The 23,721-nt window shown below is 39.4% G+C and carries 21 protein-coding genes; 14 read left to right on the top strand and 7 right to left on the bottom strand.

Going from position 1 to position 23,721, the window contains the following annotated elements; translation table 11 throughout:
• Positions 1 to 58: 58 nt before the first annotated feature.
• The gene (locus tag ABFX33_RS20140) at positions 59 to 433 is read right to left on the bottom strand and encodes a hypothetical protein (protein ID WP_257092029.1); all 375 of its coding nucleotides are present in this window, start codon (positions 431 to 433) and stop codon (positions 59 to 61) included.
• A 438-nt stretch (positions 434 to 871) separates the two neighbouring features.
• Between ABFX33_RS20140 and ABFX33_RS20135 the strand changes: the two genes are divergently transcribed.
• Both ABFX33_RS20135 and ABFX33_RS20130 read left to right on the top strand, forming a co-directional pair.
• A complete protein-coding gene (locus tag ABFX33_RS20135; protein WP_346087794.1) occupies positions 872 to 1,396 on the top strand; it encodes a hypothetical protein in 525 nt (174 codons plus the stop codon).
• Positions 1,397 to 1,498: 102 nt separating this feature from the next.
• Positions 1,499 to 2,377 carry an OmpA/MotB family protein gene (locus ABFX33_RS20130; RefSeq protein ID WP_346087793.1) on the top strand — a complete coding sequence of 293 codons (879 nt, stop codon included), beginning with the start codon at positions 1,499 to 1,501 and terminating at the stop codon, positions 2,375 to 2,377.
• Between the two features lie 81 nt (positions 2,378 to 2,458).
• Here the strand turns inward: ABFX33_RS20130 and ABFX33_RS20125 are convergent, their stop codons facing one another.
• From ABFX33_RS20125 to ABFX33_RS20115, 3 genes are all read right to left on the bottom strand, one after another.
• Entirely contained in the window at positions 2,459 to 3,091 is a 633-nt protein-coding gene (locus ABFX33_RS20125; protein WP_346087791.1) for a gluconate 2-dehydrogenase subunit 3 family protein, read from the bottom strand.
• 3 nt (positions 3,092 to 3,094) lie between these two features.
• Positions 3,095 to 4,831, bottom strand: coding sequence for a GMC family oxidoreductase (locus ABFX33_RS20120; protein ID WP_346087789.1), 1,737 nt, complete (start codon positions 4,829 to 4,831; stop codon positions 3,095 to 3,097).
• A gap of 303 nt (positions 4,832 to 5,134) precedes the next feature.
• Positions 5,135 to 6,727, bottom strand: a complete 1,593-nt coding sequence (locus tag ABFX33_RS20115; RefSeq protein WP_346087787.1) for an ABC-F family ATP-binding cassette domain-containing protein — start codon at positions 6,725 to 6,727, stop codon at positions 5,135 to 5,137.
• A gap of 274 nt (positions 6,728 to 7,001) precedes the next feature.
• On the opposite strand from ABFX33_RS20115, the gene ABFX33_RS20110 reads away from it, so the two are divergent.
• Positions 7,002 to 8,342, top strand: a complete 1,341-nt coding sequence (locus ABFX33_RS20110; RefSeq protein ID WP_257092018.1) for a sigma-54-dependent transcriptional regulator — start codon at positions 7,002 to 7,004, stop codon at positions 8,340 to 8,342.
• Between the two features lie 425 nt (positions 8,343 to 8,767).
• Here the strand turns inward: ABFX33_RS20110 and yiaA are convergent, their stop codons facing one another.
• Complete coding sequence (gene yiaA / locus ABFX33_RS20105; protein WP_120260653.1) at positions 8,768 to 9,235, bottom strand: inner membrane protein YiaA; 468 nt, start codon at positions 9,233 to 9,235, stop codon at positions 8,768 to 8,770.
• Between the two features lie 141 nt (positions 9,236 to 9,376).
• On the opposite strand from yiaA, the gene ABFX33_RS20100 reads away from it, so the two are divergent.
• Positions 9,377 to 10,885: a hypothetical protein gene (locus ABFX33_RS20100; RefSeq protein WP_346087785.1), complete on the top strand. Its 1,509-nt coding sequence runs from the start codon at positions 9,377 to 9,379 to the stop codon at positions 10,883 to 10,885.
• On the opposite strand, the gene ABFX33_RS20095 is transcribed toward ABFX33_RS20100, so the two are convergent.
• Both ABFX33_RS20095 and ABFX33_RS20090 read right to left on the bottom strand, forming a co-directional pair.
• Positions 10,879 to 11,499, bottom strand: coding sequence for a murein L,D-transpeptidase catalytic domain family protein (locus tag ABFX33_RS20095; protein ID WP_257092012.1), 621 nt, complete (start codon positions 11,497 to 11,499; stop codon positions 10,879 to 10,881). The two genes, ABFX33_RS20100 and ABFX33_RS20095, sit on opposite strands and share 7 nt — an antisense overlap.
• A 62-nt stretch (positions 11,500 to 11,561) precedes the next feature.
• Positions 11,562 to 12,665, bottom strand: a complete 1,104-nt coding sequence (locus ABFX33_RS20090) for a DUF695 domain-containing protein (protein ID WP_346087783.1) — start codon at positions 12,663 to 12,665, stop codon at positions 11,562 to 11,564.
• 362 nt (positions 12,666 to 13,027) lie between these two features.
• Between ABFX33_RS20090 and ABFX33_RS20085 the strand changes: the two genes are divergently transcribed.
• From ABFX33_RS20085 to ABFX33_RS20040, 10 genes are all read left to right on the top strand, one after another.
• Positions 13,028 to 13,534 carry a BON domain-containing protein gene (locus ABFX33_RS20085; protein WP_346087782.1) on the top strand — a complete coding sequence of 169 codons (507 nt, stop codon included), beginning with the start codon at positions 13,028 to 13,030 and terminating at the stop codon, positions 13,532 to 13,534.
• Between the two features lie 13 nt (positions 13,535 to 13,547).
• Positions 13,548 to 13,967 (top strand): SH3 domain-containing protein, encoded by a 420-nt coding sequence (locus ABFX33_RS20080; RefSeq protein ID WP_120260658.1) that lies wholly within the window; start codon positions 13,548 to 13,550, stop codon positions 13,965 to 13,967.
• 178 nt (positions 13,968 to 14,145) lie between these two features.
• Entirely contained in the window at positions 14,146 to 15,015 is an 870-nt protein-coding gene (locus ABFX33_RS20075) for a hypothetical protein (RefSeq protein WP_346087779.1), read from the top strand.
• Between the two features lie 317 nt (positions 15,016 to 15,332).
• Positions 15,333 to 16,535, top strand: a complete 1,203-nt coding sequence (gene tyrS / locus ABFX33_RS20070) for a tyrosine--tRNA ligase (RefSeq protein ID WP_346087778.1) — start codon at positions 15,333 to 15,335, stop codon at positions 16,533 to 16,535.
• A gap of 132 nt (positions 16,536 to 16,667) precedes the next feature.
• Entirely contained in the window at positions 16,668 to 18,425 is a 1,758-nt protein-coding gene (locus ABFX33_RS20065) for an aromatic amino acid hydroxylase (protein ID WP_346087777.1), read from the top strand.
• Between the two features lie 81 nt (positions 18,426 to 18,506).
• Positions 18,507 to 18,866: an S-adenosylmethionine decarboxylase family protein gene (locus ABFX33_RS20060; RefSeq protein WP_120260662.1), complete on the top strand. Its 360-nt coding sequence runs from the start codon at positions 18,507 to 18,509 to the stop codon at positions 18,864 to 18,866.
• Positions 18,867 to 18,869: 3 nt separating this feature from the next.
• Positions 18,870 to 20,306 carry a hypothetical protein gene (locus tag ABFX33_RS20055; RefSeq protein WP_346087775.1) on the top strand — a complete coding sequence of 479 codons (1,437 nt, stop codon included), beginning with the start codon at positions 18,870 to 18,872 and terminating at the stop codon, positions 20,304 to 20,306.
• A 14-nt stretch (positions 20,307 to 20,320) separates the two neighbouring features.
• Entirely contained in the window at positions 20,321 to 20,539 is a 219-nt protein-coding gene (locus ABFX33_RS20050) for a DUF350 domain-containing protein (RefSeq protein WP_257092000.1), read from the top strand.
• Positions 20,532 to 22,046 carry a polyamine aminopropyltransferase gene (locus ABFX33_RS20045; protein ID WP_346087772.1) on the top strand — a complete coding sequence of 505 codons (1,515 nt, stop codon included), beginning with the start codon at positions 20,532 to 20,534 and terminating at the stop codon, positions 22,044 to 22,046. Before ABFX33_RS20050 ends, ABFX33_RS20045 begins: the two co-directional genes overlap by 8 nt.
• Complete coding sequence (locus ABFX33_RS20040; protein ID WP_346087770.1) at positions 22,024 to 23,652, top strand: FAD-dependent oxidoreductase; 1,629 nt, start codon at positions 22,024 to 22,026, stop codon at positions 23,650 to 23,652. The genes ABFX33_RS20045 and ABFX33_RS20040 overlap by 23 nt, the downstream gene beginning before the upstream one ends.
• Positions 23,653 to 23,721 lie beyond the last annotated feature (69 nt).

The following is a 23,721-nucleotide window of genomic DNA, read 5'->3' as shown; positions in this document are numbered from 1 at the left end:
GTAATTTGTATACGAATATAAGTTTTTAGCCAAAATTAAACGATACCTCTAAAAAATATTATTTGTCTATTTGTAGTAGATTTTCAATGACTTCGGTAATATTATCAATATCCTCACCATCTTCTAACATTGAAAATGCGAGGTAGGTTGCGTAGATCTCAGGGCTAAACTTAACATGTTTGTCTGCAATGAACTTATCAATCTGTTGTTCATTGCATTCAAAATTGATGCTTTGCAATTCATTGAACAAGTTTGTTGAGATAGTCTGGTGATTTTCTCCACAGGCAAATCCTGCGATAATATGGAATAGAAATTTATCGGTTATTTCATCATCTTCCTTTTTGAACATAGCACGAATATGCTTATAATCGAATTTAGTTTTTGCACTATTGACGATAGTGTCCCAAATCTGATACTCCGCTTTTGTCTCCATAGCTCACTTTAAATTTATATTGGTATAAGCAATATACTAAAAATAATTCTATTCTAAGCAAGGATGACGACAAGATTTCTCTGAAAAAGACATACAGGTTGTAGGTCTTTTCCTTTGTCCCAGCTGAGTGTAGGTTAAGACTGTAGAAGTTTGAAAACCATTTCACCCAAGAGACAACCCAATAGAATTCCAAAAAGAATGGATAGACTTACTTTGAACCATACGGGGCTTGTTTTTAATGCTAATTTCATGGCGCAAAAATGGGTTAAAAATATCCTTTTGTAAAGAAATTTAGCGAGGAAAAAGCCTCCTGTAGTGATATGATGACAAGAGATTTTAGGCTTTGTGGTATGATAATTGAAAATTAATATTTGAATTCGATTTTTTTAGTAATTTAAGTCGGAAAATGAATTTTTTGAAAAAGCCTGATTTATAATTATGATGACACGAATAGTATTGACAGTATTTCTATTTACCATAGCAAAGATGGGACTGGGACAGCAGCTGAATATTGATAAGATCCGGAAAGATTATGCGGAGGCAGTAAAGGACGAGGATCTGTGTGAACGTAATTTTGAAGTACTCGATGACGGGGCTAAATCCACTACAGAGAAGGTCTATCGTGCCGCCTATGAGATATTAATAGCAAAACACATGGGCAATCCATTTAAAAAAGTAAGCCAATTTAAAGAAGGTAAAAAGCATCTGGAGGAGTTGATCAAAGATAACCCCAATCATATCGAAGCAAGGTTTATTCGATGGAGTGTACAGGTCCATGCGCCGTCTTTTTTGGGTTATAAAGATAATATCATAGAAGACAAAAACTTCTTGGTCAAAAACCTGCATAAGTTGCCCAATGAAGAGGCGAAATCAATTATTTACAATTATCTGAAAGGAGCTAATCCTTATTTGAAAGGTGAGCAGATATTCACTAATGTAGAATTAAAGGAGTTGGCACAATAGACGTTAAAGGATGTTAATTCGATAGGATCCTATTTTTTTGGCTGAAATATTGCTTTATCTTGGTTCAACGAATTAATTCAACATCTACAAAATTAGAATGCTATGAAGAATATAGTTTTTCCGATGTCCATACTGACCGCAAGCTTATTTTTTACGGGATGTGGTGTCAGTAAAAAAACATATATAGGTTTGCAGACAGAGTATAAAAATCTGCAGACACAATATCAGGATAGTCAGCTTCAATTGACTGAAAGTCGGACAAGAATTAAGAGTTTGGAAGATCAGTTAGCTTCAGAACGGCAAAATAATGCTGATCTTAAAGCTGCTTATGCTGCGTTGCAGGGTTCTTTGGATAAGAGTATCAATCAAAACTCACAGGGAAATGTCAATATTTCCAAGCTTGTTGATGAAATCAATGCTTCAAATAAATACATTAAACACCTTGTTGAGACCAAGAACAAGTCTGACTCGTTGAATTTGGTATTGACAAATAATCTGACCCGCTCACTGAGTCGTGAGGAATTACAGGAGGTTGATGTGCAGGTGTTAAAAGGTGTCGTTTATATTTCACTTGCAGATAATATGCTATACAAGTCTGGAAGTTATGAAATCAGTGATCGTGCTGATATGACTTTAAGCAAAATAGCGAAGATTATTCAAGATTATAGAGATTATGAAGTGCTGATAGAAGGTAATACGGATACAGACCCGATTTCGAAACCAAATATTCGGAATAATTGGGATTTAAGTACATTGCGGGCGTCTTCTGTCGTTCAGGCGTTACAGACCAAGTACGGTGTTGATCCGAAGCGACTGACAGCCGGTGGTAGGGGAGAGTATAATCCTGTAGCTGACAATTCAACGGCTCTTGGAAAACAACGCAACCGGAGAACACAGATTATTATTACACCTAAGTTGGATCAATTTATGGAATTGATCGACAAAGCTCCAGAGCCGACTGAGGTTACACCCGTACAATAATGAAAATTGGATAAATAGCTGTCACTTCGATATTGTGTACAGGATAAAAAAATCCTTTCCAAAAGCTGGAAAGGATTTTTTTTATCCAAAGAATTTAGTTGGATCAAAACCATGTTCTTTCAGTACATCGTCCGGAACACCATTCCATACGCCTGGTTTGTTGCCGGCATATCCGATATCTTTGATGCCAATTTCGCTGGTATAGAATCCAGAAGACGTCAGGTTGCGTATCAATGAAAAAAAGGCTGCTCCTTGCTGCATTTCAGGTTTTGCCAACTCAGGATAGGCAATTTCATCAATGAGCGCAAGCTGATCCTTTGTGTCGCATTTTATAAATACATTACCATGTCGTCTTTTGGTCTGAAGATCGAGCCAGCGTAGTCCACCGCGCATCGGGATTTTATTGTCGGGCAAATCCTTTACTATAAACTCGATAAAATCCGGAACACCTGCCTCGGAAGCGCTGCCTGATTTGCTGTCCTTTGGAATAATGATGTCGGCTAAAACGGTAATTGTTGCCATTTCATGTTCATCAAAAAACTTTTCCTCTTTTAGCCGTGCTGTCCGTTCATATTCAAAATCTTGGACACCGGATAGTTTATCTGCATTTGCGGCTGTTGTATTTTTTGCGTCTTTTGTGTTACAAGCTGCGGTTAAAAGACCTGATCCAGCAGCAATAAAGCCTAATGCTTTTAGCGATTCTCTTCTATTCATGCTTTAACCATTTAATTTTTTCTTTTCCTGCAATATATATTCTGCGGTACGCATTGATAGCGCTAAAATTGTCCATGTCAGGTTTTTATCCCCTTGTTGTACAAATGGGCCCGCATCGACCACATAGAGGTTTTTACAGTCATGTGCCTGCCCCCATTTGTTTAATACCGAGGTTTTCGGATCGTTACCCATTCTAGTGGTGCCACCTTCGTGAATAATTTTTCCGGGAGCCTCCAAACCATATAAGGTGTCCGCACCTGGAATCTTTGATGTGATGACAGCACCCATTTCATGCATAATAGATTGGAATGTCTCCTGCATATGCTTTGCTTGGGCGATTTCTTCATTTGCCCATTTATAATTGAAACGGAGTACAGGGATACCAAATTTATCAACTTGGCTCGGGTCGATTTCACAGTAGTTATCTTTTCTTGCCAATGCAGTGCCACGTCCAGCCATACCAACATTTGCGCCATAGTAACTACGGTAGTCTTCTTTAAGCGCTGAGCCATATCCACCCTTTGGTTTTGTTTTTCCATCGCCACCTTTTCCGGCGTCATTTACCTTTGGTACCCAATTTAGGAATCCATAAGAAGGCATATGCAGACCGCCACCATATTCAATATGGTATCCTCTCGGGAAATTCAGTTTCGCGTTGTCTTCCCACCAGGGCGAATAGATATGGACACTTCCAACGCCGTCTTCGTTATATCTTTTGCGGTCGAGTAATTGTGGCAAATAACCAGAGAGACTGGCTCCAGTGGAGTCATGGAGGTACCTACCGACCAAGCCGCTGCTGTTACCCACACCACCCGGATGTGCTTTAGATTTTGAATTTAACATAATCCGGGCGCTTTCACAGGCGCTGGCTCCAAGAATTACAGTTTTTCCTTTTACCGTATATTCCTGTAAATCTTTTGTGTCAACATAGGACACACCGATAGCCAACCCTTCGTCGTTGGTCAATACTTCCCGTACCATTGCATTGTCGATTACCTTTAAATTCCCTGTTTTCATCGCAGGAATGACCAAGCAGGATGAGGATGAGAAATCACCATATACTTTACATGCACGACCACATTGGCCACAGTAGAAACAAGTGCCTCGGTCTTTAATATCTTTGGATACTTCGGTTAGCACGGCACCCCGTCCCGGAATGACAGGTACACCCGCTTTCTTAGCCCCTTTTGCAATATATAGTTCATTAAGACGAGGCTTAGGAGGTTTCATAAAAATACCATCAGGTTCATTATGGATACCCTCGGCTGTACCATAAATACCGATCATACGGTCCACGCGATCATAAAATGGTTTGACTTCATCATAAGTGATAGGCCATTCATCGGTGGTACCATCTTTCGGTTTGAAATCATCTGGACCCATACGTAATGAAATGCGGCCCCAGTGATTGGTTCTACCACCAAGCATCCTTGCTCTGAACCATTCGAATTCGGTTCCACTAACTTTACTGTAAGGTTCTCCTTCGATTTGCCAGCCACCAAAGGCCGCATCGAAATCGCCAAAAGGTCGTGTGGTACCAGCTCCTCTCCGGGGTGATTCCCAAGGCCAACGTAACTGCAACGAATCTTTTGCGGGATCGTAAAATGGGCCAGCCTCCAGCATCAATACTTTGAGACCCGCATGTGCGAGGATATATCCGGCCATACCTCCACCTGCACCTGAGCCTACGACGATAGCGTCAAACAATTCGGGATTCTCTTTAATTTGATAATTTGACATAATTAAATTGAGTAATTAATTGAAAAGTCTGCGAGATACATTTTTTGAGAAATGCTATATCTGCGGGAAGGTTCAACTAATTGATGGTTATTGTTTCATGTTTAAAATCATCGTGAATATATTGATAAAATTTTATTTTTTTTCAATTTAATTTATCGTTTTAGCATTATTCCAAATAAAGAATAGGAGATTGTTACAAAACAATGTGTAGTTCGCTGGAATGAGACTCGATTGGTTGAGTATGCTGAGATAAAAATTGAGCCGATATCAGTGCATCAGAAATATCGGCTTTTTTTGTTTTACCTAATTTTTTAAGCTGATCGTTCTGTCTATGCCGATATCATCTTGAAACACTTCATCATGGGAGATGACAAGAAGCGTGCCTTTATAATGTTGAATCGCTCGGGTAAGGATACGAATGTTTTGAATATCCAGATTATTGGTCGGTTCATCTAATACAATAAGATCCGGAGCCTGTTGTCTAATCGTTAAGCAGCATAGGATCAGGCGCATTTTTTCGCCACCACTTAAAAGTCGACAAGGCTTGTCCCAGTCATCCTTCCCAAATAAAAAGCGGTTGAGTCTGATTTTGATCTCATGTTCTGGTAGCGATTCACTATTATAATATTGAGCCTGCTCATAAACACTCAACCGGAGATCAATAAGCGAATACTCCTGGTCGAGATAGATAGCGCTAAAGCGCTGTCGCTCAACCTGACCTTGAGAGGGGGAGAGCTGACCTAACAGAATTTTGATCAATGTGGTTTTACCGGAACCGTTTTTTCCCTGCAAGATAATACGCTCCCCGCTGAATATTTGCAGATCGATATTTTCCTGCCAAAGCTCATCTGTATTGTATTTGAAATTGATTTTGGTCGCTTTTATCATACTTTTTCCGCGTGGGAAGTCGCTGTTTCCTAAATCAATTTTCATTTCATCTAAGGCCGCTTTCGTACCTCTAAGTTCTTGCAGATTGGATTTCATGTCTCCAATTTTGTCCTGATGGACACTTTTGATTTTGGCCGTACTTTTTTCGGCATTATTCCGTAGTGTATTCATCATGATCCGGGCAACACCTGCTTTTTCCTGTTTTTTTTGACCACGATTGTTTAATCTGTTTTGCCGTTCAATCGTCTCTCTTTCTTTCTCTTTGGCTATTTTGATCGCTTTTTCCTGATGATGGATATCCTGTTCTAGTGCATAGCGTTCTATTTCTTTTTGAGATTCATAAAATGCATAGTTTCCACCGTATCGTTTTATACCCCTCGGCGTCATTTCTAGTGTGTCCTCCAATAGATTGAGCAGTGTTCGGTCATGGCTGACAACAACGATGGTTTGTTTTGAAGACTGTATCCATTGATAAAGCAGCTTTTTACTGTCAATATCCAGGTGATTGCTGGGCTCATCCAACAGGATAAGCTCACATTCGTGAATTTGGATCCCTGCCAACAAAACTTTTGCCTTTTGGCCACCACTGAGATCCGACATTTTCTGCGTCAAATGAATTTCAGGCAAATTCCAATATCCAAAAGCCTCTTGGCAGCGTTCTTCCAGCGTCCAGTCATCTTGAAGGATATTAAAATTTTCCTCAGAGGCATTGCCCGCTAAGATGGCATAAAAAGCATTTAGTTTTTTGTCAATACCAAGAGCCTGTGCGACCGTTAAATCATTGTATTGTCCGGTAATTTGTGGCACATAAAAAGGGCGGGTATCACTATGCATACCGCCTGTTGTGGGTAATAGATCTCCGGCGATCAGGCGTAATAATGTTGATTTACCAACACCGTTGTTGCCAATTAATGCTATTTTCTCGTGTGAGTTGATTGTTAGACTTATGTTTTCAAACAATAAATCTTTATTCGGATGTATATAGGATATCTGTTGTAATGAAATCATGCTAAAATTCTTTATAATGTTAAAAACAGGCCATTTCGGTAAGTTATTTACCGTTGGTATTTATTACGCTCTAAAGAATCTTAATCTTACATACAGTTTTTATTCGAGTTTAAGAGCCACAAATATACCAGTTTATTTCTAATCTCAAAACAACTGTTTTTATCTATAGTCAAATCCCTTAATGTTTAAACATATATTTGTGTAATAGTGCCCCAAATTTTGAATGTAAATTATTGCTATTTGCGTTGAACAAATCGTAATTTTGAAAAAAAACATGGTGAATAAAATACTTATTATTGATGACGAAGAGAAGCTTCGTAAACTGCTTGCTAAGATCATCAGCTTGGAGGGTTTTGAAGTAATCGAAGCTGCTGATATCAAATCTGGTTTGAAAAAGCTTGATATTTTCGACGTCGATGTAGTATTATGCGATGTTAAGTTGCCTGATGGCAACGGTGTGGAGACTGCGAAATTGATTAAGGAGCGCTATCCAATTGTTGAAATCATATTATTGACTGCCTATGGTAATATTCCGGATGGAGTTCAGGCGATTAAAAATGGTGCTTTTGAGTACATTACCAAAGGTGATGACAACAACCGGATTATTCCTTTACTCTATAAAGCCTGTGAGAAAGTAGCATTAGCGCGCAGGGTAAGACAGTTGGAAAAGCAATTAGGTAATAGGCTTTCATTTGACAAAATTATAGGAAGTTCTGTTGCGATTAAATCGGCTATTGCGCTTGCGCAAAAGGTATCCGTAACAAGTACGACGGTCCTGTTAACAGGGGAAACAGGGACAGGTAAAGAGGTATTTGCACAAGCGATTCATCAGGCCAGCCCACGCAAGGAGCGTAGTTTTGTCGCTATTAATTGTGCGGCTTTCACAAAAGATCTGTTGGAAAATGAACTGTTTGGACATAAAGCAGGGGCTTTTACAGGAGCGACAAAGGACCAGCGTGGTCTATTCGAAGAGGCTCATTTGGGAACTATTTTTTTGGATGAGATCGGTGAGATGGCGATTGAACTCCAAGCCAAAATTCTGCGTGTACTGGAGACCGGTGAATTTTTAAAAGTAGGTGATTCCAAGCCGACGAAAGTGGATGTCCGTATTATCGCTGCAACAAATCGAGACCTTGAAGCTGAAATCGATTCAGAACATTTTAGAAGCGATTTATTTTATAGATTGTCCGTATTTACAATTCAACTACCACCCCTACGTGAGCGTATTGAGGATATTCGCTTGCTGGCTCAATATTACGCAGATATTTTTGCGGTAAAATCGAATATCAAACCGCTAAAAATGACGGCTGAATTTGTTGCTGCTCTTGAACGAAATCCTTGGCGGGGAAATATCCGTGAATTGAAAAATGTGATTGAACGTAGTGTCATACTGAGTGAAGATGGGCAGCTTGATCTGAGCAGTCTTCCTTTTGGAATGAATAGTTTGAAATCGGAACAAGCGCTGTCTTCCGGTTTCTCTATGGCAAATATAGAACGTCAACACATTCAGCGTGTATTGCAACACACAAATGGGAATAAAGCCGAAGCTGCACGATTGCTGGAGATCGGTGTAGCAACATTGTACCGGAAAATTGAGGAGTATAAAATGCAATAAAACAAGACTAAACACAATTCGTCTTGTTGCATTTGTTTTCTTGACTTTGAGGCTGTTTTGTCGGTATTCCTTAACACCTTGCTGGGACCAGCATGCTACTTGGCTTGCTATTTCTTTGCCGTTTGAAGCCTGTTTTATTGCCATTATAGCAGAGAAACACCAAAGAAACACCAAAGAAACACCAAAGAAACAGCAAAGAAACGGCAAAGAAAACCCAAGGAAAGTCCCTAGAAAGCCCAAAGAAGCTTCGAAGAAACGGCCTAGAATAAGCAAAGAAATAGCAATAAATAAGCAAAGGAAAAGGGACATATATCTTAGCTTCATTTGTCAAATCTGCTTTTCAATACAGTCCCTTTTTGTTCCCTTTAATGATTTACAATAGATCCTGCGGCATGGCAGCCAGCGGCCACAGGATCGGCAAACCGCTAAAGTTTTATCTCGTTGTCATCAATAAGTTTAGCATCCCGTGTATTTTTCTGAACGGCGATCGCAGAGAATATACTTAGTGAAAAAGACATGGCGTAGAATCCTTTTTCGCTCAGTAGCAGATCAGCATTCCATAATCCGATAATCAATAAGACTACCGCAGCAATTGTTGCGAACCAACTTAGACCATAGTAAAGTTCGGTGACAGCAAGCCCTTCAGCTTTATCTCTTACACTTTTTTGAACAGAAATAACAGCAAATAGGGCAAACAATAGAATGGTAAAATAATATCCCTTTTCATTGAGCGCCATAGTCGCATTCCATAACCCCACACAGTAACCAATAGTTCCTACCAATAGCGCTGTCCACGATGCGCCAATGAAGGCTCCTGTAGGTTTGAAAGGATTTCTTGTGTTCGAATCCTTTTTTGAAATTTTTTCTTCAATCATGTTTTTTAGCGGTTCCATAATTTTAATTTTTTATTGTTGTTTTTGTTATTTGTTGATTCAAATATCAGGAGTATTCAATAGGATATAAAATCAATTTGTAAAAAATACTGATGATATATTTTTATTTATTAAATTTGATTTTCTGCTAAATTTGGCGATATGGATTCAATTGTAGAGCTTATTAGTGTATTAGATAATGATGATATTAAGGACTTTAAAAGCTTCCTGAAAAGGAAAAATAAGCGGAATGATGTCAAGAATATCAGGTTGCTCGAAATTTTAGAAACTGATGATATAAATAGGTTAAAAAAACTCTATGGATCTTCAAAAAATAAAGACGCTTATCATGCATTAAGGAAAAGATTACATGATAGCCTACTATTGTTTATTTCAAATAAAACCTTTGAACGGGATAACAGTGAGGCGCATGAAGCCCTGAGACTGCTTATTGTTGGACGTTTTTTGTTGGAGAATGATCTGATAAAACCTGGATTTAAATGCCTTCAACGGGCCGAACAAAAGGCTTTACTTCTGGAGCAGTTTAGCTTGCTCAATGAAATCCTGCAATTGAGGTTGCAATATGCATATGTGGAATCCAGACCTAATTTAGAATTGCTGATTGATCGTTTGATGGCAAATCAACATAAAATGCAGCAAGAGGTGAAATTCCAAATTGCCTATGCATTTCTAAGGGTCGAATTGCAAGATATTCATTTGAAAGGGAAGATCGTTGATCTAAATCGGTTGGTGATCGATACAATTGGCAAGTATGATATTTCATTACGGCAACTATTGTCTTTTAAGTCGCTATATCAGCTATTGTTTATCGCCAATGAATATGCTACGATACATCAGAATTATGCCTTAGTTCTGTCGTTTTTGAAAACAAGTGATGAGTTTATAACAAAGCAAAAGGTAAATTCGGTGCACCACCTGTTTTACTATCTGCATATTCTCTATTACCTCGCTAATTTCAATTTGCGGAATAGATTATTTCACGAAAGTTTAGCGTATTTGGAGCAGCTGATTGCTGGTTGTTCTCCGGGGAGTGTTCATCGGGTTCAGTTTCATTTACGTTATTATTTGCTCAAGGCACTCAATTACCATTACATGGGGGAAGGGGCAAAGGCACTTGCTATTTTACGTTTAGGGATCCAACAATCAACATTAAAGTCTAACGAGACCGATATTGCAGACCTGCAATTATGCCTGGTTATGTTTCTGACACAATTTCAAGATAAACTTGCATTAGCAGAATTAAGAAAGTTGATTCGAACGGATGCTTGGTATGAGAAGAAAATGGGGATGTTATGGACGATTCGTAAGGGCTTGTTGGAGATATTGATACATATTCAGTTTGCGGATATTGATCTAGCAATTTCACGCGTAAAAAGCTTTAAACGTCGGTACAAAAAATACCTGGAAACCGTGCGGGAAGGTCGGGTTGTTAATTTTTTAAGACTGGTTGAAAAGTATCTGCAAAATCCATCGGTCGTAAAGAATGCTGTTTTTATAACCGATATCGAGGTGATGGCCGATCATGCAGAAAATCAGGATTTATTTGTGCTGGGGTTCATCGCTTGGTTAAAATCCCTAGTCACATCGGAAAGCCCCTATCAGGCTTTATTGAGTTTGGTTAGGAAATCGGAGCTGAAAAAGGATCAATAATATATGTTTAAGATAATTTGTGTTGGAGAGGAATCAATAATAGGCTGCAGTCTTTCGTAGAATTTTACGCTTACCATTGGGCAACCCTGACTTAAACATATGGGAGCAATCTGTTCATCATCGGGCATCCTATCGTATTTATGTAAAACGATGTTTCTGCTGTAGGCGTTGCTATTGGATTCTTCAAGCCCATATAACTTATAAGCTTTTCCAAAACTGCCGTTATATGCTGTACCGATGGAGTACATGCCCAATGAGGTTGCATAGGAGTTGTCTTGATTGCTGAATTTTAATCTGCCGGCTTTTCCGGTTTCCGAACCCGAACCATGGGCTACCAAACCTTGATCCAGGATCCGGTTGTTGTGGAGATCAACAACGAAAAATCGATTCCTTCCGGAAAGCTTCTTCATGTCGAGAAGAAAAGCGATGTTCTTATTGTATTTTTTATCCTTTTTAATGAGATCTTTGACCCGATCGAATGCGCTAATATACCGCGCTGAGTCTGATGCCATAGTGTTTTCGGTATTGTCTGCAGCAAATGTGTGCTTTCGGGAAACTTTGAAAGCAATCAGACCTATCCCGATCACGATAATGAGTAGAATGAACTTATTCATTTATTAGGTTGGTTTTTTTGTTCAGCGAAGTATGCACAATTATTTTTCAATCGCCTATTTTGTTATTCTATTGTTTTATTAAATCGCGCAAAGGATTTCCAATATTTATCTTTATAGATCGCATAGTCGATTTCAAGCCTATTTCGATATTGCGCAATTAACTGATCTATTATTTGGGATGATTTTCTGAATTCTGTACAGGCCAGGTAAACTTCCCGTATGTTGTCCGCAGTTTCTCGCCCAATATTGAGATAGCCAATATCATGTGGAAGTCTAGCCATTAAGTCGTCTTCGAATTTATCCATTAAATCGTATGTCGTCTGGTCAGGCATACCATTGGTTGAAGTTCCATCGTAATTGATCCGCAACGTTACGATCCAGGGGTGTGATGCCTTTCCGTCCCAGTCCAAAAGTGTTGTGTTTATTATGGCCAAGATAGGTAGATCGTTTTGCATCATGCCCTCAAAAGCAGTGTAGGAATCATTTTCGGTCTCATGCCTGACATCTGTATATTTTTCGACAAATTCTTTTTCCCGCCATATTAAATAGTCTTTTAATTTGATCAATGGAATGAGCTCTCCTGCTGCCTGGTCAGTGGAGGTGACATTTAAACTGTCAATGGTGATGATCGAGTTTAGCTCGCCGATATAATTATCTAAGAATATTTCAACTCCATGAGCGATGTTGGCTTTGTCTTCTTCCGTGTAATTGGGGTGTACAATTACAATATCGACATCATCCGGGCGGTATTTGTGTTCAATGGGGTAAAAATACATGTCATTAATGTCAAAGGAAAATCCATACATCGTTATTTTGAATTTTTCCATGTCTTCGATCGCCGGCTTTAAGGCGGTAAACTTCCAATTTGGGAGCGTTGGAGCTGAGCCGACCAAGGTTTCGACGAACGCGATATTTTTCACAACCCCATCGGGGGTAATAACAAGCTCAGCAATATCGTCGCTGTACATTCCAGTTAAAAAATAGAGTTCTTTTCGAAGCGCGTCAATTTTTGGGGAGAGCTTGCTGAAAAAATTCTGATCAATCTGATCCCCATTTTTTACAATTTGAAAAAAGTTTTGTTCGTTTTTTGCAAACCAATTCCAAAAATCCTGTATGCTATCTTTTTTGTTTTCTTTCTTTCCAAAAATATTGTTAAAAAACCCCATAGTTACTATTTATTCGATTGGAACCCTATATCGTATGTAAGCCCTGTTACACCTTTGCTTTTAAAATTAATGATATAATTATGATCCAACAAGTGATTTGCTGTTTAAAAATTATGTGACAAACAATTGGTCTAGCAGTTTGTTAAGGATAGTATTGGAAAATATAAATTAAGATGGAGCAGCTGAAATAGCCATGACTGATAGCAAACAGATTTGCGCGAATAATCAGGATATTCTATTTGATAAAAAACAAACCAGGGGTATCGCGTTCGGATATAGCAATGAGAATAGATCCTTATACCGCGTAGAGTTCGTGAATACTTTAATCAGAAAATAATTGATGAACAAATAATTATTTAAATATGAAATTTAACAAATTAACATTTTGCCTTTTGGCAACATCTGCAGTAATTTCTTTTTCTGCATGTAAATCGGGGTTATCGGATGATAAATTAGAGGAAAAGATCGAAAATGCACTTACGGGACGTAAAACTGTTGATGTTGAGGTGGAAAAAGGAAAAGTAATCCTTAGCGGCACTGTAGCGTCCGAGGAAGAAAAGCAACAAATTGAATCGATCGCAAAAACAGCAGGGGATAAGGATGTCAAATCTATTCAAAATGATATTGTTGTGAGTGCACCTGTTGCAACAACACCGGCACCTATTACAGTATCAAATAATGATGCTACACTTGGAGCAGCTGTAAATACGTTTATGAAAGATTTTCCATCCGTTCAGGCGAGTGTTAAAGATGGAATTATCTCGGTAACAGGAACGTTGGAACAGGCAAAGATTGTTACGTTGAAACAAGGTTTGGATAATCTAAATCCAAAAAAAGTAGATTTGAGTGGTATTGTTGTAAAAAAATAAAATAGCAAAAATTATGTCATTACAAGAAAAATATAAAGTTCTTTTGGATACTGCGCAATCTTCAGGAGTTAACGATCTGAATTACGCTGAAATGGATGGTGTGCTTCAGATTAGGGGTACTGCACCGACCGCTGATGTGAAAAATAAATTGTGGGAAATTTATGGAAATATAGATCCCAACTTCCAGACCGGTGATGTTGTCTTAAATGTTGATGTGGCTACAGAGGTGCCCGGAAGCCAGGTAAAGGTAATCACAGAGAATAGCAACTTAAATATTCGAAAAGGCCCCGGAACTGACCAGCCTATTGTAGGAAAAGCAGCGAAGGGTGAAATTATCACATTGATCAGCAAAGCTAATGAGCAATGGTGGTTAGTTCGGACCAACGATAATGAAGAAGGGTATTGCTATGCGCAATACCTTGAGTCTGTCTAATACGATCAGTCCCTGAATAAAATATGAGGAGATCTATCTTAAGGATATTTCTCCTTTTTTTGTCTGTATGCCATTGTTTTAAGGTTTTAATATATCCTGTTTGAATTTAGTTTTATCTGGACTTGCGGTTTTTGGTGTAATAATTGTAATATATGTTTTGCAACAAACTTATTACAATATGTTGAAATTGAAATTTTTCTTGTTCCCATGTATTGCTTTGCTGGGACAGATAGCCGTAGCCCAGGAGTATGTCCGATTGGATAAAGACAGGTATCAGTTACATTTATCAGAATCTCCAAAAGACACTATTAACATCGTTGAACAAGGACAAGTCACTAAATTGAAGCAAGGAAAATATATTGTGCAACAAAATCAATTTATGGGCCCCTCTAATGCCTTTATTGCGGTCAACAAAGATGGTTTAGTGGATGGAAATTTTAAGATTGAAAAGGAAGGGAAGCGTGCTGTAGTTCAGGTCAGGCATGGTGTGATGCAGCAAATGGATGTGCAGACTGATGCGACATTGGATTTTCAGTATACAATTACGGATACTTCAAGTGTACAGCGTGATTTCCGAAACGGTAAAATCAGTCAGGAAAAGATCGTGATTTATCAACCTAATATCGGAAAGAAGAAAGTATTAAAGACTTTTTTTGACAGCTACTATACCATTGAAAATGAGTTTGACCACAGTAAATCGGAGTATGGCCTGGATAACAAGTTACTTTATAAAGCGAAGTTGGATTGTGTCGGCCAGGTCGTCGAATCGAAGTCTTTCAATAGGGACGGCCAACTACTTAAACATACCTATAAAAAAGATAACATCAATTATACCGACTTATATCAGCATAATAATCTTGTCGAACGGCTGTACAAATCCAATGGTTCGAGCTATAGGGAATATTTTAAGAACCAATTATTATTGAAGAAAATTGTTGAGAAAAAACGAAATGGCCAAGTTGAGAGATATGTATATAATGCCGAGGGTAAATTACTGGAGAAAAGCAATGGTAGTGGATCGAAAAAAGGAGATGAGAATAACGTGTAGTTGAGTTTTTAATAGGAGAGGATAAAGTGTAATTGGGCGGCTGATAAGAGCTGATTGGAGTCAGCTATCATGTGGTATTGAATAAGAGGGGATGGTATTACTATATTATCGTGGCTTTTTTGATTTTTGGAAATATAGCGTTAACTTTGTTGAGGCAATGAAGAAAATGAACAACATATTACGTCTTCCATTTTTCTTTAATTATTATCTCCCGATAGTAGTTCGGGAACCTTATGCCTATTAAAATTTAGAAAAATTAATTATTTATATAGCTAAGCCCGAACATAACGTTCGGGCTTTTTTTGTTTTATAGCATTATGTTAACAGATTTAGAAGAGAACATTGAAATTATGTTGCCAAAGGATGGGCTGAGGTCCAAATTGCAACAATCCAAAGAAACTCGGCGTCCGCTGATTATTAAACTCGGGTTTGATCCTACGGCTCCAGACCTTCATTTGGGGCATGCTGTGGTGTTGAAAAAGCTTAAGCAATTTCAGGAACTGGGCCATCAAATCGTTGTTTTGGTTGGGAGTTTTACCGCGCGGATAGGGGATCCAACGGGTAAAAATAAAGCGCGCAAACCTTTGAATCAGGAAAAAATAGCTGAGAATGCTGCAACCTATATTGCGCAATTAGCTAAAATTATTGATATGTCAAAGACAAAAATTGTCTTTAATGGTGATTGGTTGGATCAATTGGATTTTGCGGAGGTTATTCAGCTTGTTTCCAAAGTGACGGTCGCGCAGCTTATGCAGCGGCATGATTTTCATAAGCGCTTTACAGATAATCAGCCGATCGCAATGCATGAACTTATCTATCCGATATTGCAGGGGTTTGATTCCGTACAAATCAAAAGCGATATTGAAATGGGGGGGACAGACCAATTGTTTAATTGTACAATGGGACGCCAGCTTCAGGAATCTTTTAATCTCGATCCTCAGCTTGTCTTATGTATGCCGCTGCTCAGAGGATTGGACGGTAAGGAGAAAATGAGCAAATCGCTGCATAATACCATTGGGCTGTTGGATGAACCGAATGAAATGTTTGGCAAAGCGATGTCTATTCCCGATGGCTTAATCCCAGATTATATAGACCTAACGACAGACTTTACCCCGACGGAAAAGAAGGTTCTAAAATCACGGCTGGAAATAGGCGAAAACCCGATGGAAGTCAAAAAGCTTATTGCGCATAATCTCGTAGTCCAATACCACGATCCGCAGGCAGCTGCAGAGGCATTGGATTTTTTTGCTAAACAGTTCCAGCAAAAATCATTTGATGATAAAAGTTTTGAAGAGGTATCCTTGCAACATGTTCATGCGCAATTGGGTTCTGTTGCAAAGCTCGTCGACCTTTGTCACTTTTTAAAGAAAGATCTGAGCAAGTCCGCTATTCGCAGACTCATTGCTGAGGGGGCAGTACAGATTGATTCGAACAAATGGCTGGATGCTGATCTGCCCGTTGATCTGGAAACTGGTTTTAGAATTAAATTAGGAAAAAGAAGTTTTTTTAGATTTGTTTAGGAAGGTTTTGTGAGTTATACCTTTGATATATTTTGTAAAAAAGTGCGAGAATGTAAGGTTGGCCTTTTGGAAACCATAAATATTTTCTACCTTCATACAAAGTCTCACACTTTATTTTGATACCGATTATAAATGGAAACATATAATAATGTTGTTTTGGAGCAGTTGCCCAAACATTTAAAGCGCTATGTAGTCGCCCAGCAATACGAACGTTATACGGCTTTGGATCAAGCCTTGTGGCGGTATGTCATGCGTCAGAATTATTCCTTTTTAAAAGATGTTGCTTATTACCCATACATACCGGGATTGAAGAAAGCGGGGCTCTCTATTGCACATATACCGGATCTGCAACAGATGAACGATAGTTTGAAATTAATTGGTTGGGGAGCAGTAACGGTCGATGGATTTATACCACCTGCAGCTTTTATGGAATTTCAGGCACATCGGGTATTGGTTATAGCCGCAGATATCCGACAATTAGAACATATTGAATATACCCCCGCACCAGATATCATTCATGAATCTTCTGGCCATGCACCGATCATAGGTGAGCCCGATTATGCGGTTTATTTGCAGTACTTTGGTGAAATTGGAACAAAAGCATTGTCGTCACGGAAGGATTTCGAACTGTATGAGGCTATTCGCCATTTATCAATTTTAAAAGAGCACGCAGGTACAACCGAAGCCGAATTGGCGGAAGCTGAAAACAAGTTGAAGACCGTTCAGGACAATATGGGCGAACCTTCGGAAATGGCTTTGCTGAGTAGGTTGCATTGGTGGACCGTGGAGTATGGTCTGATTGGTAGCCTTGATGATCCTAAGATTTATGGTGCAGGTTTACTGTCTTCCATTGGCGAAAGTGCCAGTTGTATGCAAAAATCGGTGCCAAAGCTACCTTATGATTTAAATACTGTCGCATATACCTATGACATTACTAAGCCACAGCCGCAATTGTTTGTCACACCCGATTTTGAACATTTAATGGATGTCCTGAATCAGTTTGCAGATACCATGGCTTTCCGGCTTGGAGGTAAGCAGAGTTTGGAGAAAGCGATTGACTGTCAGGCTGTATGTACTGCAGTTTATAGTTCTGGATTGCAGGTGTCAGGTATTTTTAAAGCGGCGAATAATGATCAATCTATTTCCTATATACAGACAACAGGCCCCACGGCACTGGCGTTTTCAGGGGAGCAATTAGAAGGACATGGCATAAGTTATCATCGGGAGGGATTTGGATCTCCGGTTGGTTACCTGACAGGCAACAACAAAGACCTGGCCGACTTTTCAGATGAAGAATTGAGTGCTTATGGCATTAGTCAAGGAAAGCGATGTTCTTTGCGTTATTCTTCAGGGATCGTGGTTGAGGGCGTTGTTTTGGAGGTTGTGCGTCAAGCGGGCAAAGTTGTATTGATTTCGTTTGAAGATTGCGAAGTCTACCGAAATGACCGGAAGGAAATTTATTTTAAACCGGAGTGGGGAACTTACGACATGGCTGTTGGTACGGAGATTATTTCAGTCTTTGCAGGTGCAGTTGATAAAGATGCTTATGAGTCCATTGGCGAAGAGATCGCAGAACCATCGACTTTATTGTATACACAAAATGAAGACTCAAAATTGCTGTCCTTGCATGCGCTGATCGGAACACTGCGGTCGGGGACATTTGATACGGAACATTGGACGAATATCTTTGATCAGTTGTCTGCTGAAATAACAGATAACTGGCTCGCTCTAATAGAACTTTATGAGATCGCCTGGGCGAATCATGCCTACGATTTAGCTGAAAGTGCACAAGGTAAGCTTAAAACTATTATTACAATTCGACCCAGCCTGAAAAAACTGATAGATGATGGTCTACGGGTGGCAAAAGAAGAGCCGTTAAATAATCACTGAGTGAAATGATTGATTCCCGTAGTATAAAAATCTGGTAAAACTTTTTATATTTGGAACGTTTAATTTATCCAGTTATTTCTGATGAACGAAAAGTATACTCCCGGAAAACATCTGCTGATGACATTGCAGGTCGAGGAGGCATCATTATTGACTACTATAGATCCTTTTTTGGAGTTTACAAAAAAGCAGATCAATATCCATAATTTACAAATTGTAGGTATTTCCACCCATTCTTTTGAGGGTGGTGGATTTACCGCTGCAATTTGTTTAATGGAATCCCATATCTGTATCCATACCTGGCCGGAATTTGGACAATTGACATTAGATGTTTATCTCTGTAATTATCTAAAAGATAACAGTGAAAAAGTTTTGCATTTGGGTAAGCTCTTTAAAACTTATTTTAATGCAATAGTTATTAACGAAACTGTGGTTAATCGGTAGTTTATGGATGTGATATGCAAAAAATGTGGCCATGCACACCGCTTTAAGATCGAGGTAACCGATTTTTCAGGTTTCGTTTGTGCAAACTGTCATAGTTATTTTAAAGGTAAGACGGTCGAAACCTTAACTTATGTGAAGGAGTTTTCGGCTCCCTTAGTCATGCAATGGGCTACTTTGGGCGAGTCTGTTCAATTCAAGAGAAATAGCTATTATATTATCTCCAAGATACAGCGCTTTACAAAAAGTGGCGAATATGGAAATGAGTTTGTGGGGTTAAACGCGAATCAAGACGATATCTACTTCAGCGATGGCGTGGACTATACTTGTGCCTTACACACCATTGATCGGGAACAGGTGACGCTTTTACCGAAAAGCAACTCATGTAAGTTTGGTAATAGACACTATGACCTGGAGTATACGGATGAACAAACTGTTGTCTATGCAGAGGGCTTTATATTTGAAGATCTGGAATCGACGTCAACGACCCTGACCTACATTCAAACAGTTAATGAGGATCGTTTTATTTCTCAGGAATTTATTGATAATGACGTACAGTACTACCAGGGGATTTACCTGGAGGATGAGGGCTATTATAAAATTTTTGACACTTATAACGACTACATTGCCCGAAAGGAGGGGGTAGGGACGAAGCTGAGAAATATTGGTGTCTTTGCTGTTTTGCTGCTAGCAGTTCTATTCTGGGTTTTAAATTGGGGACAGATCGGTAAGGATACCTATAAGTTTGATGAAAAATTCCCCGCAAAAAAGGCCAACTCGGAATTTGTCGGCGCCTCTTTTGAATTAAAAGGCAATAAACCCAAGAAGCTGGTACTGGAGGGAATATCGGAATCTAAAAGCCATCCCATCCAGCTGATGATTAAATTGGTCAATGAAAAGACAAATGAGATTATTGAGTCTGGTACAGCTGTGCACGAGAATAATGACGTTAATTATGCAAGTGGATTGACCGTCGATTTTTGTCGTATCCAACCGGGGATCTATCACCTTGTTTTTGTAACCTCTTCAACCAATGGTGCGGCCGATATGGATGTTAATTTTGAACTCACAGAGGATTATAAATTAACATACGGAGGTACCAGTTATACCTTTTTAATTCTTTGTTTAGTGGGTATTGTTGTCCTTGTGGGGATTTTTAGAAGCAAGATTCTCGCGATTAAAAATAAAGATTTTGTTGCTCGGGCTGAAGGTTTAGGTTATTTCGATATCTTAAAATTTGATCGGTTGGGTGTAGCTTTAGTTGCATTTTTTGCCTTTTTTGTTGCAGTTAATCTATTTGTAAATTCCTCCACAGATTGCAGGACTACAATGCGGACAAGCAACTTGGAAGACCATACTTATACAGGGTCAAGATCGCATTATCGTCGATCCTTTTATGGTAGCGGTGGCAGTTATAGTGGATATGGTTCAGGTCATAAATAAAAATTAATATAAAAATGAATTACGAATTGTTTTATAAAGGAATTGCAGCATCATTGATTTATTCGTTTATTGGAATTGCTGTATTGTTATTGGCCTATTGGCTTATCGAGCGACTGACACCAGAAAAGTCTTGGCAAGAGATCGTACAGAATAAAAACATGGCTTTGGCAATTGTTTTTGCGGCTTTTATATTAGGCATATCGATTATAATAGCTGCGGCAATACATGGGTAAAAAGAGCAATCTGCCCATTTTTCTCTTATTTGCGGTATTTGTTATTGCTACTTGCGGGCTTATCTACGAACTGGTTGCAGGTGCATTGGCGAGCTATTTATTAGGAGATTCAGTCAAGCAGTTTTCATTTATTATCGGTACCTACCTGTTCTCGATGGGGGTGGGATCTTTTTTAGCGAAGTACATCACCAAAAACCTTTTTGACCGGTTTATTGATATCGAACTGTTGATCGGCGTCATTGGTGGTTGCAGTTCTGTCGTTTTATTTTTACTGTTTCAGCAGGTTGAACACTTTCAATTTGTACTCTATTTCTTTGTTTTTCTGACGGGCTGTCTCTGCGGTATGGAGATACCCTTATTGATGAATATTCTAAAAGATAGGGTTCAGTTTAGGGAATTGGTTTCCAATGTGTTTGCTTTTGATTATATCGGCGCATTGATCGCTTCGGTCTTGTTTCCTATCCTGTTGATTCCCCGGCTGGGTGTGATGGGAACATCGCTGTTTTTTGGGATCATTAATATTTTGGTAGGCGTTTTTCTATCATTCTATCTCGCTAAAAGACTTAAAAATCCCAACTGGATTAAAGCCAAATCAATAATTTGTCTGGTATTGCTTTCGGTTGTGTTTTTTTATTCCGATGATTTGCTTAAATATTCCGAAAGTCAATTATATGGGAATAATATTGTCTATAAACATTCTACACCCTATCAGCGTATTGTTCTAACAGAGAGCAAGGGTGAATATCAATTGTTTCTGAACAATAATTTACAGTTCAACACCAAAGATGAATATCGGTATCATGAGGTTTTGGTGCATCCGGCGATGTCTATGGCCAAAGATGTATCGAATGTATTGGTCTTGGGTGGTGGAGACGGGCTCGCTGTCCGGGAGGTTCTGAAATATCCAGGTGTAAAAAAGGTTACATTGGTGGATCTGGACGAAGGTATGACCAAATTGTTCCAGACAAATGAACTACTGGTCAGTCACAACAAGGGCTCGCTGAACGACGCAAGGGTAAAAGTGATCAATCAGGACGCATTTATCTGGGCAAAATCTGCAAAGGAAAAATACGATGTCATGATTATCGATTTTCCGGATCCATCAAACTATAGTCTTGGAAAATTATACACGACAAGTTTTTATCAAAGTCTACTGCCGCTGATGACACCCTATACCATGGTGTCCGTACAGACAACTTCGCCTTATTTTGCACCCAAATCTTACTGGTGTATCCATGAGACAATCAGCACGGTTTTTCCAAATACTGTCGCCTATCACACCTATGTACCATCCTTCGGCGAATGGGGGTTTTGTCTATTTTCAGCGAATATGACACAACAATTTAAGCATATCGTCCGACGGGTGGATAAGCTGCGGTATTACAATTATCATTTTAGAGAACTGACTGAGTTTCCGGCTGACATGCGTGCGGATCATGTAGAAATAAACCGTTTGGACAATCAGATTTTAGTGCGGTATTTTGATGAAGAATGGAGTAAGATTTAATCCCTCGCGGCGTGGTTTTCTCAAGCTTGCATTCTTGGGGGCAATCGGCCTGCAGTTTGCTCAGGCCTGTAAGAAAAAGGTGAACCGTATTTTTTTGCGCCTGACGGGGACAGATCATATTTTGGGGCATCGTCTGCGATTCCAAAATTTCCCCAAATCTACAGCAGTGGTTGAAATACCTATTCTGATTCTAGGTGCTGGTGTAACCGGACTATCGGCTGCCTATCGTTTGCAACAACGGGGAATGAACGATTTTCTGCTTTTGGACATGGAGTCTGAAGTAGGAGGCAATGCGCGTCATGGCGAGAATGCTTATAGTCGTTATCCCCTGGGAGCACATTATCTTCCTATTCCGAATGCTTCCAATAAGGAGTTGCTGCGGTTTTTGGAAGAATCGAAAATTATCGTCGGCTGGACGGAGGGGGGTGTTCCATTATTTGATGAGGAACAATTGTCCTTTGCTCCGCAGGAACGACTTTTCATCCATAACATCTGGCAGGAAGGCATTGTTCCCAGCTATGGAGTGTCCCAGCAGGAGGCGGCTGAAATTGATCGTTTTATGGCGCAGATGAGTCAGTTTAAGCAATTGAAAGGTAGCGATGGAAAGTACGTTTTTGATATCCCGATGCGCAATGCTTCGCAGTCGGATGATCTCAAAAGATTGGATGTCCTGACGATGCGTTCATGGATGGAATCAGAGGGGTATAAGACGGAACCTGTTTTTAGTTATGTGAACTACTGTTGTCGTGACGATTATGGTACCGGTATCGCAGCCACTTCTGCTTTTGCTGCTATACATTACTTTGCGAGCCGAAAGCACGATTGGTCTGCCTACCAGGATCTGGTGCTCACCTGGCAGGAAGGGAATGGGCGATTGGTCAGCCATTTAAAAAAATATGCGGATGGTAGGGTATTGAATAAACATCTGGCTTATCAGATACATGTTGGGCAAGATGCTGTGGAAGTGTCAGTCTTCGACGATAAAGCGAAATTGTCAAAGACCATCAGAGCCCAGAAGGTGATCAATTGTTGCCCACAGTTTGTCAATCAGTATCTATTGCCAAACCGTACGGCATTGACGAAAAAATTTCATTATGCACCTTGGATCGTGGCGACTATTGTCTTGCATCGTTTCCCTTTTACAGATGGTGCGACACTTTCCTGGGAAAATATTATTTATAACGGAAAGGGATTGGGTTATGTTTATGATCAGCACCAGAGCCTCAATCAGTTGCAAAGCCCTTTTGTGATTACCTATTATCATAGTCTGGGAGATGGGGACCTCAACGGAAACCGGAAGCAACTATATCAGTGGACAGACCAGCAATGGAAAGAGTTTATTATGGAAGATCTGGAGAAGGCACATTATGGAATAGAAAATGAAGTCATCAGTATAGAAATTTTTCGACACGGGCATGGCATGATCAGCCCTGTCAGTGGTTTTCTATCAGACGAAGCGCGTATCGAACTGACAAAACCTATTGCTGATAAAGTCTATTTTGCACATTCTGATTTAAGTGGTATATCTATCTTTGAGGAAGCCTTTTATCAGGGAATCACCATAACCGATCAGGTTCTAGCTGACCTTGGTCAAAAGGAAGCATAGCTGTCGGCCTATGCCTCCGGATTTCTGTTTGTGTGCAATAGGTATTGCGGTCCCCGATATTTAACAGGT

Origin of the sequence: Sphingobacterium ginsenosidimutans (genome assembly GCF_039536865.1) — a bacterium.
GTDB lineage: Bacteria > Bacteroidota > Bacteroidia > Sphingobacteriales > Sphingobacteriaceae > Sphingobacterium > Sphingobacterium detergens.
Note: the sequence above shows the minus strand (reverse complement) of the source record. Positions and strands in the feature narration are given on the sequence as shown.